This window comes from Clostridium sp. (genome assembly GCF_034179595.1).
In the GTDB taxonomy this organism is placed as follows: domain Bacteria; phylum Bacillota; class Clostridia; order Clostridiales; family Clostridiaceae; genus Clostridium.
In genome coordinates this window covers 85,827-100,302 of the sequence record NZ_JAXFPT010000017.1, presented here as the reverse complement: position 1 = coordinate 100,302, position 14,476 = coordinate 85,827, and the positions used below count along the sequence as shown (strand labels likewise).

The 14,476-nt window shown below is 28.1% G+C and carries 8 protein-coding genes and 1 other annotated feature; of the genes, 1 reads left to right on the top strand and 7 read right to left on the bottom strand.

Translation table 11 applies throughout. The annotated features are described in order from the left end of the window. Window positions 1–367: 367 nt before the first annotated feature. The 7 genes from SPJ33_RS02195 to SPJ33_RS02165 form a co-directional block, all read right to left on the bottom strand. Window positions 368–4,735: a CehA/McbA family metallohydrolase gene (locus tag SPJ33_RS02195; RefSeq protein ID WP_321116337.1), complete on the bottom strand. Its 4,368-nt coding sequence runs from the start codon at window positions 4,733–4,735 to the stop codon at window positions 368–370. 199 nt (window positions 4,736–4,934) lie between these two features. Beyond that, window positions 4,935–6,077: a YibE/F family protein gene (locus tag SPJ33_RS02190; protein WP_321116336.1), complete on the bottom strand. Its 1,143-nt coding sequence runs from the start codon at window positions 6,075–6,077 to the stop codon at window positions 4,935–4,937. Window positions 6,078–6,386: 309 nt separating this feature from the next. After that, entirely contained in the window at window positions 6,387–8,045 is a 1,659-nt protein-coding gene (gene gltX, locus SPJ33_RS02185; protein ID WP_321116335.1) for a glutamate--tRNA ligase, read from the bottom strand. 49 nt (window positions 8,046–8,094) lie between these two features. Next, window positions 8,095–8,317: a binding site (T-box leader), on the bottom strand. Window positions 8,318–8,744: 427 nt separating this feature from the next. Next, window positions 8,745–9,461, bottom strand: coding sequence for a pseudouridine synthase (locus SPJ33_RS02180; RefSeq protein ID WP_321116334.1), 717 nt, complete (start codon window positions 9,459–9,461; stop codon window positions 8,745–8,747). A 136-nt stretch (window positions 9,462–9,597) separates the two neighbouring features. Next, a complete protein-coding gene (locus tag SPJ33_RS02175) occupies window positions 9,598–11,598 on the bottom strand; it encodes a triple tyrosine motif-containing protein (RefSeq protein WP_321116333.1) in 2,001 nt (666 codons plus the stop codon). Between the two features lie 234 nt (window positions 11,599–11,832). Continuing rightward, window positions 11,833–12,276, bottom strand: a complete 444-nt coding sequence (locus tag SPJ33_RS02170) for a YaiI/YqxD family protein (protein ID WP_321116332.1) — start codon at window positions 12,274–12,276, stop codon at window positions 11,833–11,835. Window positions 12,277–12,282: 6 nt separating this feature from the next. Further along, complete coding sequence (locus SPJ33_RS02165; RefSeq protein WP_321116330.1) at window positions 12,283–13,635, bottom strand: glucose-6-phosphate isomerase; 1,353 nt, start codon at window positions 13,633–13,635, stop codon at window positions 12,283–12,285. 365 nt (window positions 13,636–14,000) lie between these two features. Between SPJ33_RS02165 and SPJ33_RS02160 the strand changes: the two genes are divergently transcribed. Then, window positions 14,001–14,441, top strand: coding sequence for a MerR family transcriptional regulator (locus SPJ33_RS02160; RefSeq protein ID WP_321116329.1), 441 nt, complete (start codon window positions 14,001–14,003; stop codon window positions 14,439–14,441). Window positions 14,442–14,476 lie beyond the last annotated feature (35 nt).

Genomic DNA, 14,476 nt, shown 5'->3' with positions numbered 1-14,476 from the left:
TGAAAATGTAGCAATCATACCATAAATCATATCTTTACCTAATGCACCAAAGGCAAAAGTATATTTTATTCTTGCCGGTATTTTACCATCTAGTCTACATTCTGTATTTGATTGTTTCATATAAAAATCCTCCTTAATTATCTTTGAAATTGTTTTCACTTTAAATTGTATTCCCAAAAATGGAATTTTCAATATAGTTTACTAAATGTTAAAAATTTTTAGTAAAATTTATATTATAAATCAAATTATTTTTACTAAAACTTTCAAATAAAAAAAGAGATAAGCTTATGCCTATCTCTTTTTATAATTAATTTAACTTATTATATCTTTTCGTCCTATACTTGGTAAATTTCCTTCATTTCCTGATTTATTTTCCTGGTTTATTTTCTGGCTTATTTCCAGGATTATTTTCTGGTTTATTTCCTGGTTTATTTCCCATATTATTTCCTGGTTTATCTTCTGATAGTACTACTATTTCAGCTGAATCTCTTACTCTTAATCTATGTCCTTCTGGATCTTCTGATGCAAGACCTATCGCTGAAATTTTATCTCCTACCTTAACTCTTAATTTCCATTCATCAGCTACACCTGGATTTTCACTACTTCCAATGTATCCTTCAGTGTAAACTCTACTTTCGCCACTTCCATCATCAACATAAATGTTTTGGCCTTCAATTCTAGTTACTGTTCCTGAAACCTTAACTAATAATCCTTCCATTTCTTCAAGCATACTATCTTTAGTTGAAAGATTAGTAGGTTCTACTAAATTAATATTTTCATCAATAATTTGTAAATCAAGTTCTTCGTTCTTAACAGCAACTTGTGCATCACCTAAGTATGATGAAACTTTTCCAGTAATTCTTACCTTTTGACCTAAGTAAACTTTTGTTGAAGATACACCGAAAATAGTTAATCCTCCAGTTTCATCTTGTATATATATAACATCAAAGAAAGAATTTCCTTTTGCTGCTTCATTTGATGCTGCTGTAACATATCCCTCTACTACTACTTTTTCTCCAAATCTATCTGGATTATTATCTTTATCATTATCAACTCTTACTTCTGCAATTTTGCTTACTGGTATCTGTGGTGCTGGAGCTAATGTTTTTATTATCTTTTCTGTTATTTGATAATTTGAATAATCTAAGCCATCCATCTCAAAATCTGAGAATAATGTAGCTCCTGCTACTATAACCTTAGATCCACTTTCTAAAGTTTCAACTGCTACTCCAACCACTTCACCTTTTCCAATTGGTTGATTGTCGTTTTGCTTATCTGCATCATTTCCATAAGTTGTATCATGACCTCTAACTAAAACTTCAACATTTTCAGTATCATTTGGCATAATTAAAGTTGAACCACTATAATAACTAAACTTCTTAGATGTATCTATTCCATTCATCCATTCACTTTCAGTATTATAATCATCAAAATATAATCTATAAGATTGACCACCATTTTCCACATCATCAGTAGCTTGGTCATCATTAAATCTTATTTTAGCTCCTATAGCTTCAAGTACATAATTACCTTGCTGTGCATTTCCATACTCGCCTTTAGCATCACCATAATCTGCCTTAGAAGTAATTACAATATTTCCTCCTCTTTTAACAAATCTAGCTATTGCATCTAGCTCATCTTGTGTGTATTTCTGAGGAGTTAATCCTTGACTAGGTTTTTCTGTACTTTGTGGATCTGATAGCATTAATAAAGATGCACCTTCTAATACCTTATCAGTAATTGGCTCTTTATTTATTATTGCCTTCATTCCATTTTCGGCCATTAATGCTGTTAATGTACTTACCTTACCAGCATAATCACCAGTTACATATTGATTTTGATGTGCTCCATCAATTATAACCTTTGAAATTTGATTTGACTTTACTACTTCAATATCTATGCTTCCTTTAAACTCTTTAATATTTCCATTTACATTAGCTATAACTTTAACTACGAATGTATAATCTCCTGCCTTTTCAAATTTATATGGAAGCTTTGCTGTAAATTGTTCTGATGATTCTATTTTATCAATATTATTTACTATTGCTTTATCTGAACCATTTATATAATACTCAATTTTAACATCAGTTAATGGAGTAGCTTCGTTGTTGTATATATTAGTTTCTATATTAAACTCTTCTCCCTCAACTATAACTTCAGTGTCACAGTCTATTGTTGATATACCAACATTTTCTCTTTCTCCAACCCAAACTGGTGCTGTTACAGCAATATCTTTATCTTCTTGATCTACTCTTACATAATAATATGAGCTTACATTACTATCTAAAGAAAATGTTATTTGTTTTTCATTAGAATTTATATTATCTATTGATTTTATTACTTTACCGCCATCCCCAATTATTGATATCTTTTTGATATTATCATTAGCATCTGGATCTTCAACATTAATATTAAATTCTAAAGAATCAGTATCTTCTAAAATTGATCCCATTGTATTTCCATTAACTTTATAAGAAATTCTTAGATTTTCATCTTCTGTTGCATAAGTTCTTCTTTCACGAATTGCATCATAAAGAGAATCTCTTGAAAGATCTTCTGCCTCAATAACTGTTTTTGCAGTATTGGCATTACCCCATTTACCTTTATGGTTATCTTGGTTGTTTGTTGGTGAAACATGCCAACCCTTATCTAATGCTCTTGTGTAATATTCATATGAAGGGAAATATCCTGAACTTCTAATAGCTCCTTCTCCATTTCCTACTTCTACTAATGTAACTAATTCATCTATAGCTGTATCATAATGTGAAAAATCACTAAAATCACCAAAAGTTTTACCTGGATGATTTAATTGTGATAATGATTGTTGTTGTGTCTTTAATGTATTATAGTATGTTTTTAAGTCCATACTTTTATTGCTTCTAGTTTCAAAACCTGGTGTATTAAATGTATTCATATGTCCATATCCACCAGTTGAACCTGACCAAGTCATTTCATAACCATAAATAGCTACAAATTCTCCATCTCTATTGTATTTGTCTGCTGTTTCTTTACCTTTATTCCATGCTTGACTTGCAGAACCATCTGCTAAATTAGCCTTTGTATCATTATCATACCAATTTGAATGGTCTGTAACCGCCATGAAATCTAAATTTGCATTCTTTTCAGCATATTGGTAAGCTTCATCAATACTACCTTGTCCATCTGATAAATTTGTATGTGAGTGAAGTTGTCCAAAGTATAAATTCATTTCTCTAGTACCAACTGTAAATTTCCACTCTTTTGTTGTTACGTTTCCTAAAGTATCTGCTATTTCAACTTTTACAGTATGTTTTCCATCTGAAAGATTTTCTTTTACTTCATAACTAACTGTATTATCATTTTTAACTAAATCAGCTGTAATATCATTGCTATCTAGATACATCTTGACAGTATCCATATTAACTCCTGTTTTATCAGTAAATGTTGCTGATATTTTAGGTTTCTTGTTTTCACCTACATTTGAAGAAGGAGCTGGTTTAATATTACTAACAATTGGACCTTCCTTATCTTCTTCTGGTTTAGGTTCTTCTGGTGTAGGTTCTTCTGATCCACTTTCTAATTTTTTAACTTGTGATGGGTCATTTATTCTTAATTGATATCCATCATTACCACTTTTAGAATATTGTGATAGTACAGCTGTAATCTCAACTTTATCTTTAACTTTTATATCATTTAAATTTATAGCTTTATAAAGATTAATAGTTTTTCCCTCTTCATCTTTAAGTACTGTATCACCTGTTAAATTTATAGATTCAACTATTAAATCTTTTATTTTAACCATTTGTGATTCAAAATTTTCTCCACCATTATTATCTACAATATCACTAATTTTAACAACTTTACCTTCTGGAATAGCTTTTTTCCCTCTATTATCTATAAGCTCAAATCCATTTATTTGCATTAATCCATTAAATATTGAAGGCTTTCCTGATACAACAACTTCATCTCCAACTTCTAATTCTTCAGAACTTCTTAATGCTATTCCTGATGTCTTGTCTTCAATGGCATAATTAAATGAATTACCTGAAGCTTCTTTAAACGTAACTATTCCTTTAACTATTACTTCTGTTTCACTATCAGCTATCCTTGCATCCTTAATTGATATTAATCCTTCAATATCTTGTTCTTTTTCTTTCTGTATAAGCTTTACATCATCAAATGTTAAGTTACCAGCATCTTTAGTATATTCAAACTTAATTTGTTTAGCTTCTACAGGTATTTCTAATTTAACCTCTGTAACATTTAAAAAATTGCCTAATTCTACAGAATCAAATATCTTTTCAAATACTACTGAATCTTCATCATTTAATGCTGATACAATAAGCTTAGATTGACTTTCCCCTGTAACACCTTGATTTTTTAAATAGAAGCTTAATTCAGCAACGTTATCTAATGAGAATTTTGGAGTAACTATAGATTCAACTTTACCTAAGCCTCTACCAAACCCTATTGCAGGCACTGTATTATAGTTACCTGTGGTATTATATCCATCTAATCCATTTTCTTTAGTTTGTCCATCTCTAATAAATGTCCATCCTTCATTTTCTGCTTTTATGCCTTCTTTGTTGCTTCTTTCTCCTATAAAGTTTTCTTCAAAAATAATTATCTCTTTTTCTTTTGAATCCCTTAATGCTGCAAAAACTATCTCAGCTGGAGTTGCAATTATCCCAACCATAATAGTAGATGCAGTAAATAATGCAGCTACTTTTTTAGTACATTTAATTCTAAAATCCATACCTTTGCCCCTTATTAGTTGTAATTTTATAAAACTTAATTCTTAATCATCATATGTACTGTAACTTTTTTATCAATTTTATTGTTAAATTCATGCTGAAATATATGTAACATAAGTTAACTTTATAGAACATATATTTTTTGATTGAATGGGAAATTTAATTAAGGTAATAATTCATCTTTACTTGAATATTAAAGTATTACTTTCTTCTTTTATGTATACATAAATAACTTGCAATAATCGCTGTGATAGGCACTGCTAAAACTATCCCTATACTTCCTGAGATTCCTTGAATTATTTCTATTCCTAATATATCTAAATTAATAAGCTTATTATATGGCATATTAGATGAATAGATTAATATTAATAAACTTAAGGATCCTCCAGCAAAAGCCAATATTAATGTATTTGTCATAGTTCCAATAATATCTTTTCCTATATTCATAGCTTTTTTAAATAACTTATTAAATTCAATATTATTATCAACACTATAAATTTCAAATATAGATGATGAAATTGATATGGCAACATCCATAACAGCACCAAGCGATGCTACTAATATACCAGTAAACATTAATCCTTTAATCTTAAGTCCAGAATCTTCTGCAATATACATTAGACTTTCTGCATCTTCCATCGTTATTCCTGATAGATTAGTTAAATTGCCAAATATATAAGCTGTTATTCCTGCAACAACTACCCCCATAGTTGTTCCTAAGATTGCGGCTAAAGTTTTCTTATTTATTCCAGATACAAGTAATAAGGTAACACTTGTACTTAGTATTGCCATTATTATTCCTGCTAATATAGGATTTACTCCATTTAGCATTAGAGGTAACATTAAATATACACAACATACTAAAGTAAATATTAATGCTACTAAAGATCTAATTCCTTTTAGTCCACCAACAATAATCACTATTATTGAAAATAAGATCAATAATATATAAATCATATCGCTTCTATCATGACTAAATAGCGTTGCAATAGTTTCTCCATTATTTTCATAACACCCTACTATAATTTTGCTGTTTTTATTAACTTTAATATTATAAAGTCTGCTTATTGGATTTTTAATTTCAAATTCATGTCCTTTTAAATCTGAATCTTTTATCCGAACCCGTATAGTTTGGAAACCAACTTCTAGTTCTTCTAGATGTTTATCCTTTTGTAGATCTTCTTCTATAATCTCAGTTACTACGCCTTTATAATATTTTGTTTCTTTATTATATTTATCAGGTAAAAATCCCCCAACAAATATAGATTTTGAAATAATAATTAATAAAATACTACATATTATTACCCCTAATATAGGAATAATATTTTTAATTAATTTATTCATTTTTTCCCCCACAAATTTAAAATATAGTCCACTTAAAATCTTATAATATATTAAAAATTTTAATTTAATATTTTATATACAATCCCCCTTCAAATCCCCATACATCAAGTTTAAAAATTATTTAATATATACTAAATATAAGATTTTTAGTTATAAAACAGCACCCTACTTTCAATATTATATATAATATACAATTATTTGACAATATAGTATAATTTATTATGTTTATTTCAATAAAAAAAGATCCCTTCATTTAATGAAAGGACCTTTTCTTCTGCATAAGTTAATTTAATTAACTTATATTTAAATTTATAGATTAATGAATTTATTAAATCTATCTCTTACCTTTTCTTCACCCATAATTTGCATTATTGTATAAAGATCTGGTGTATTTGTTCTGTGAGTAAGTGCTGCTCTTACAGCTCCTGCAACGTCAGAAACCATTCCCTTAAAGTTTTCTGGATTGCTCTTATATTCTTTTCTATTTGTTGCATATCCAAGTTCTATAGCTAAAGCTTTAAGTTCTTCAAACCAAGTTTCTTGATCTGTATTGAAATTATATACTTTAGCATAACTTTCAATTATACTCTTAGCATCTTCTAAGTTTAAAGTCTTTGGAAGTTCTACATTTTCTGAAGTTTCTAAATTGAATAATTCATCAAAGAAGTAGAATATTTTTTCACGAACTTCATTCCACTTACCAAAATCTTTTCTTGGCTTTGGACCTTCTTTATCTATATTAAATACTTCTTTCATCATTGCTTCATTCTTAGTTACAAGGTCAAACATTTCTTTATCGAAATCTTTTGCCCAAGCTACATAATAATCATAAACAACTGGTGCTTTCATTTTGCATATAACATTTTTACTTACATCATGTAACTTAACTATATCAAATAAAGCTCCTGATTTACTCATTTTATCTAAAGATACAGGGAATTCATGATAATCTGCATCTGGATTTTCTGTTCTCCAATCTTCAAATGTTGAATTTATTATATTTAAAAGATATTCGATAACAGAAATCGCTGGATATCCTTCTTCTCTATAATAACTTACAGCACTTTCTGGGTCTTTTCTCTTTGAAAGTTTTCTCTTTGATCCATTTTCTGATTTCATTATTGTTGGAACATGAGCATAATTTGGTCTATCAAAGCCTAAAACATCAAATAATTGAAGATGTATTGGAAGTGATGATAACCATTCTTCTCCTCTTATTACATCTGTAGTATGCATTAATGCATCATCTATAGCATGTGCAAAATGATATGTTGGAAGTCCATCTGATTTAATGATAACTATATCTTGAACATTTTCTGGGAATGAAACATCTCCCTTTATTAAATCATGGAACTCTACTCTATTTTCTTCTTTTCCTGGTGATTTTAATCTTACTATGTATTCTTCACCATTTTCAATTTTCTTTATAGCTTCTTCTACTGGGAAGTTTCTATAAACAGCATATTCTCCATAGTATCCTGGAGTGATTTTTTCTGCCATTTGTTTTTCTCTTATTTCATTTAATTCTTCTGGAGTACAGAAGCATGGGTAAGCTAATCCATCTTCAACTAATTTTTTAGCAAATGTGTGATATATTTCTTTTCTTTCACTTTGTCTATATGGACCATAGTTTCCTTTTGAAGTTTCTTCTCCTGTCATACCTTCGTCAAATTCCATTCCAAAGTTATGCATTGTAGCTATTGTATCTTCTATTGCACCTTCAACTTCTCTTTTTTGGTCTGTATCTTCAATTCTTAAATAAAATATGCCTTCACTTTGATGTGCTAATCTTTCATTTATAAGAGCTGCATAAACTCCTCCTATATGTTGGAATCCAGTTGGACTTGGTGCATATCTTACAACTCTAGCTCCTTCTTTTAAATTTCTTTTAGGATACTTTTCTAAATAATATCCTGGAGTTTTTAGCTCATCTTTAAACATTAAATTTGCTAACTTTTCTCTACTCATTATTTCATCACCTTTCTAAAATTTATAAAAAAAGCCTTCTCGCCTAAAACTTTAGGACGAGAAGACTACAACTTCACGCGGTACCACCTAAATTAGTTAAAATTTATTTAACTCACTTAATTCTCTATAAGGGGAGAAAACCCAGTTATCTACTTAAATTTCGATACTATACTCCAAAGCTTCCTTCTATGAGTTTATTTACGAAGTTTCCACCATTTCTTCGCTCTCTTTAAAATAAATTTTCATATACTCTTCTTCTTCATCGCATTACTATTATATAACGCTTTAATTATACATTTATTAAATATCATTGTAAATATATCTTTTAATCACATAAAACTACCATTTTCTAAAATATGATTTTATTATGTATTAAAATGAATAATCTAATGCATTTTTATTTAGTATGAATTTTTTCATTCATCATATTAACTTAATTATTTTATATGTTTAATACAAAATTATTTTGTGTAAATATTTACAAAACAATTCATTTTTGAGCGCAAAAAAACGCAACCCTTGGGGCTAGGTTGCGCTCTAGCAATAAGCAATAAATAAAAAGGGGGCTATTTATTCCTTTTATTTATCCTTGCAATAGTATTATATGTTAAGGCATTATAAAATGCAAGTAAATTTAGAAAAATCAATTCATTTTATGGAAATTTATGAATGATTATCTTGCAAGTTTACCTGTAATAACTAGAAGCTTTTTAAATGCATTACTTCCTCTTCTGTTAATTCTCTGTATTCTCCTTCTTCTAAATCTTCATCTAATGGTAATCCACCAAACTCTATTCTTTGTAGATATGTTACATTTTTACCTACTGCTTCAAACATTCTCTTAACTTGATGGAACTTTCCTTCTTGTATTGTTATGTTTACTTCTGAACCTTCATCTGTTGCATCTATAATTTCAAGAATAGCTTCTTTACAAACATATCCATCATCTAAAGTTATTCCCTTTTTAAATTTTTCAACATCTTCTTCAGTAACCTTTTTATCTATCTTTGCATAATAAACCTTATCTACTTTCCACTTTGGAGATATTAGTCTATGATTTAATTCTCCATCATTAGTTAGTAGTAATAATCCAACAGTATCCTTATCTAATCTTCCAACTGGGAATGGTTCAAATGCTTGGTGATCAACTTCTAAAAGATCTATAACAGTTTCGTCTCTTGAATCATATGTAGCAGACACTACTCCATCTGGTTTATTCATCATAAGATAAATAAATTCTCTATAAAATATTTGTTCTCCATTTATCTTTATAACTGATTTTTCTGGATCTATAAGCTTACTACTATCTTTTTCTATTACTCCATCAACTTCTATAAATCCTTTTCTAGCTAACCCTTTAATCTCTTTTCTACTTCCATATCCTAAATTTGAAATTATCTTATCTAATCTTTGCAACTTAATAAACACCTCTTATCCTTATTTTTTATTTATATAAATATCTCTTTATCTTAAGTTTCATCTTATTTTATTATTAATTCTTCTAAAAATCAATTAAAGAAAAAAAGCCCTTTTGGACTTTTTTATAATTATACTAAACTGTAAATTCCATTTCACAGTAATCTTCATAACTAACTCTTTTATAGAAACTTTTCGCAAGTACCATAACTCTATAAGTACCTTTAGAAAATGGTATAAATGTATAGTATCTTTTTTTGCTATAGCTTTGAGCTTTTACCCAATTTCCTTTTTCCATTAAATAAAATTCATAGCAAACATCTTTTCCACCAGTACTTTCAGCCCAAAAATTTACTTCATGATTAACTTTAATTGATTCAGTATCAACTGTTATTTTAGTTCCTGTAACTGGCGTGGCTTCATGTACATATATAGAAAATTCTTTCTTTGTATCGAATCCTTCTTCACACTTTATATTTTTTGCATAAACTTCAAAAGTATACTTTCCTGAACATTTAGGTTTAATAACAAGTTTCTTATTACTAATAAATCCTGTTTCTTCAACTTCATGTCCATTTATTTTAGTAACAAAATTAACTAAAATATTTTTTGTATTTTGAACAATTGCTTCTATTCCTATTTCATCTCCAACTAGGAAAGTTTCTTTACATGGGAATAGTATACAATCTATGTTTGCTGGAAGATAATCCTTAGCTTTAAAGAATATACTTGAGTCAACATCATATTCTTCTGAAGAATATTTATCTTTAACTCTTATACTTATTTCATAATTACCTTTTTCTTTTGGAATATAATTCATCCAATTTGTTCTGCTATAATCAATTCTATCTATTTCTTTTCCATCTTTTAAAATTATAAATGAATATAAAAGTATAGTTCCACCTTCAGCAATTACTCTGACATTTATAGGACTATCAATTAACACTTCTTTTCTCTTATCAGAAATTACATCCATTATCCTAATAGGTTTATCACCTTTTTTGTCTATATCAAATGATATTGTTTTTTTATCTTCATAATCACCCTTATATGATATATCTTTTACATATAAAGTTATCTTATATGATCCACTTTCTCTTGGATTCCAATAAAATTCTTTATTTCTTGTATAGCATGAATCTTCTGCAATTGGTCCATCTACAATATATCTATATACAAGTTCTCTTCCACCATAAGCATCTGCTTTAAATGTTATATCTGTTCCTGAAGCTTGCGGACTTCTAACATCAGATTTAAAGCTATTTATACCTACTGAATTATAAGCTCTAACTGTATATACCATTACTGCTCTATCATCATACTCTTTATTTGAAAAAATATCTTTCATAAGACATAGAAGTTTATACTCACCCTCTTGAGTCTCTTGAAAACTTACAATTCTTCTTGATGAAAAATCTTGTACACATACTGATCTTCCATACTTATCTACCTTTACAAATTTAAATAATAGCGGGCGTGCATCATCACAAGAAGCTTTAACCTTAAATACAAGTTCTTCATTTAATAATAGTTGATCTGTTAAACATTTAAAGTCTACTATTTCAACTTTATTTTTCTTATTAACTCTAAATTTAACAATCTTATATTCATCAACATTTTGTTTGGATTTTATCTTTTTGCACTCTATTAAAATTTCTTCATTTCCTTCATATATAGCAGTATAAGATAATTTATTATCAGTTGAGTAATCTCTTATAGGCTCCCAACCATTGTTTCCTTTTCTCCAAAATCTATATAATAAAACTTCTTTATCTGAAATAACCTCTATATTAACTTTTTCGCCGGTAAAACACTCATTCTTATCTAATAAAATTTCCTTAATCAACTCATCTTCACCTGTGTTCTTTCCTATTATATATTCTTCCTTAGCTAAAAATTCATAAGGTTTTTTAGATCCTTTTCTTCGACCTTGTACCATAACCATGTATTCACCTTCGTCTTTTGGTGTCCATACACATGATTTTTTATTGTTAAAATCTTTTATTGTATTCCAAATACCATCATTTCCAATTAAAACTTTAAAGTCTATTTCTTCCTCAAAATCAATACCTATCTCTATATTTTCATCAGGTTCTTGAGGACTTTTTTTCCCAAATAAGATATTCATTTCACCCATATATTTCACCCCATATTAACCACTTCTCACTATTTTATTATACTATATTTACATTTTTTGTAAATATTTTTTATATTTTTAGTTATAATATATAATTTTTTCTTTATATCATATATTAAGTAATTAATTTTCAACTAATAATAGGATTATCAACATATATGTTCTTATTTTTTATATAAATATCTTAAATTTACAAAAAAAATCTATATAAAATAATTTAATTTTATATAGATTTTAACTTTTCATGTTATACTCGATTATTGATCTTAAATTGTTTATCAATCTTTCTTCATCCTCTAGACTTCTTTTTCTTGGACCTTTGAATCTTCCTCCAGAATTTCTAACCTTTTGCGATATATATCTTTGTTGTAATAATATATCTATGTTTTTTTCTGTATATATGCTTCCTTTAGGGCTTATAACATTAGCTCCTCTTGGCAGACACATAGCTGCAACTCCATAATCTTGAGTAACTACAATATCTCCATTTTTAGTATTATTTACTACATACATATCTACATTTTGAAATCCACTATCTACAACAATTACCTTTGAATAATCACTTTCAATAAAATGATTTATATCTACAAATATATTTACTTCTATAGCGTATTCTTTTGCTAGATTTTCAATTTTGGAGATGCTTGGACAAGCATCTCCATCAATTATAATTCTCATATATTACTATTTTAATTTAGCTTCTAATTCAGCTTTTAAATCTTCATATCCTGGTTTTCCAAGTAAAGCAAACATGTTTTTCTTGTAAGCTTCAACACCTGGTTGATTGAATGGATTTACTCCTAAAAGATATCCGCTGATTCCACATGCCTTTTCAAAGAAGTAAACTAATTGTCCGAAGTAATATGGAGTTAATTCTGGTACGTTTACTACCATGTTTGGCACTCCACCATCATTATGTGCTAATAAAGTTCCTTCGAAAGCTTTTTGGTTTACAAAGTTCATATCTTTTCCTGCTAAGAAGTTTAATCCATCTATGTTGTCTTCTGTAGCTTCTATTATAACTGATTCTTGTGCTTCTTCTACATTTATAACAGTTTCGAAAAGATCTCTTCTTCCTTCTTGGATGTATTGTCCCATTGAGTGAAGATCAGTTGAGAAGTCAACAGCTGCTGGGAATATACCCTTGTTATCTTTTCCTTCTGATTCTCCGTATAATTGTTTCCACCATTCATTGAAGTAATGAAGTGATGGTTCATAGTTAACTAATATTTCAATAGTCTTTCCTTTGTTATATAAAGCGTTTCTTACTGCTGCATATTTGTAACAGTCATTTTCTTTAACTGAAACATTTGAGTAAGTTTCTCTTGCATCAGCTGCACCCTTCATCATTTCTTCTATATTAATTCCTGCTGCTGCAATTGGTAATAATCCAACAGCTGTTAAAACTGAGAATCTTCCTCCAACATCATCAGGAATTACAAAAGTTTCATATCCTTCAGCATCAGCTAATGTTTTAAGAGCTCCTTTTGAAGCATCAGTTGTAGCATATATTCTCTTTTTAGCTTCTTCTTTTCCGTATTTCTTTTCTAAAAGATCTTTGAATATTCTAAATGCTATTGCAGGTTCAGTTGTAGTACCTGATTTTGATATTACGTTAACTGAGATATCTTTTCCTTCTACAGCCTTTAATAATTGACTCATGTATGTTGCACTTATGTTATTACCAACATAGAATATTTGTGGAGCTTTTCTATCTTCTTTTGATAATACATTGTAGAAATTATTTGTAAGCATTTCTATTGCAGCTCTAGCTCCTAAGTATGATCCACCTATTCCTATTACTACAAGAACATCTGAAGTTTCTTGAATTCTTCTTGCAGCATCTTGGATTCTTGAAAATTCTGCTTTATCATAGTTTACTGGTAGGTCAATCCATCCTAAAAAGTCATTTCCTGCACCAGTTCCTTCATGTAATTTTTTATGTGCTGATTCTACTAAATCTCCCATAAAATCTACTTCATCCATATTTAAATATGGAGCTACTTTAGATAAATCTAATGATAATCCTTTAGTCATAATCGCTTCCTCCTTAATTTTATATAATTATTTATTAACACAATTTTATATTATGTGCGACATGCCATATTTATAAATAATAAATCATTTTCATTAAAAAAATTAATAACTTCATTAATGAAAATGTTATCCAATCTTATTTTACTACATATCTTTTTCTTATTAAAGCTAAATATAAACAAATTATTATTAAATATGACATCTATAAAAGCATACATATGATTTTTGATTAGCTTTTCTTTATATTATCTCTATTATTGACATAAAATTCTTCATTATATAAGATTATTCTATTAACTAAACTTAACTTTTGAAAATATAAAAAATAACCTATGTATATAAGATAATCTAAGGGAGTAGCAAATATGTATTCAATTGGTGAAATATCTAAAAAATTCAACATACCTATATCTACATTAAGATATTATGATAAAGAAGGCTTACTAACTAATATTAAAAGAAATAAATCTGGAATAAGACAATTTGATGATGGTGATATTAATACATTAGTTGTAATTGAGTGTTTAAAAAAATCAGGCATGTGCTTAAAAGATATTAAACAATTCTTAGATTGGTGTAATGCTGGTGATTCTACTATAAAAGAAAGAAGAGATATGTTTTTTAAAAGAAAATTAGATGTTGAAAAACAAATAGAAGAACTTCAAAAAGTATTAGATTTTATAAAATATAAATGTTGGTATTACGATACTGCTTATAATGATAAAACAGAAAAAAATGTTTCAAAACTTACTATTGATGATTTCCCTGAAAATATTAAAAAAGCATACAAAAATTCAAAAAGATAATAAAATATTATTATTAAACATAACAAAAAGAACTG

What these genes read in the sequence shown, in the direction of transcription:
- SPJ33_RS02195 (WP_321116337.1), bottom strand. Translation starts at nt 4,735, where the DNA reads ATGGATTTTAGAATTAAATGTACTAAAAAAGTAGCTGCATTATTTACT.
- SPJ33_RS02190 (WP_321116336.1), bottom strand. Translation starts at nt 6,077, where the DNA reads ATGAATAAATTAATTAAAAATATTATTCCTATATTAGGGGTAATAATA.
- gltX (WP_321116335.1), bottom strand. Translation starts at nt 8,045, where the DNA reads ATGAGTAGAGAAAAGTTAGCAAATTTAATGTTTAAAGATGAGCTAAAA.
- SPJ33_RS02175 (WP_321116333.1), bottom strand. Translation starts at nt 11,598, where the DNA reads ATGGGTGAAATGAATATCTTATTTGGGAAAAAAAGTCCTCAAGAACCT.
- SPJ33_RS02170 (WP_321116332.1), bottom strand. Translation starts at nt 12,276, where the DNA reads ATGAGAATTATAATTGATGGAGATGCTTGTCCAAGCATCTCCAAAATT.
- SPJ33_RS02165 (WP_321116330.1), bottom strand. Translation starts at nt 13,635, where the DNA reads ATGACTAAAGGATTATCATTAGATTTATCTAAAGTAGCTCCATATTTA.
- SPJ33_RS02160 (WP_321116329.1), top strand. Translation starts at nt 14,001, where the DNA reads ATGTATTCAATTGGTGAAATATCTAAAAAATTCAACATACCTATATCT.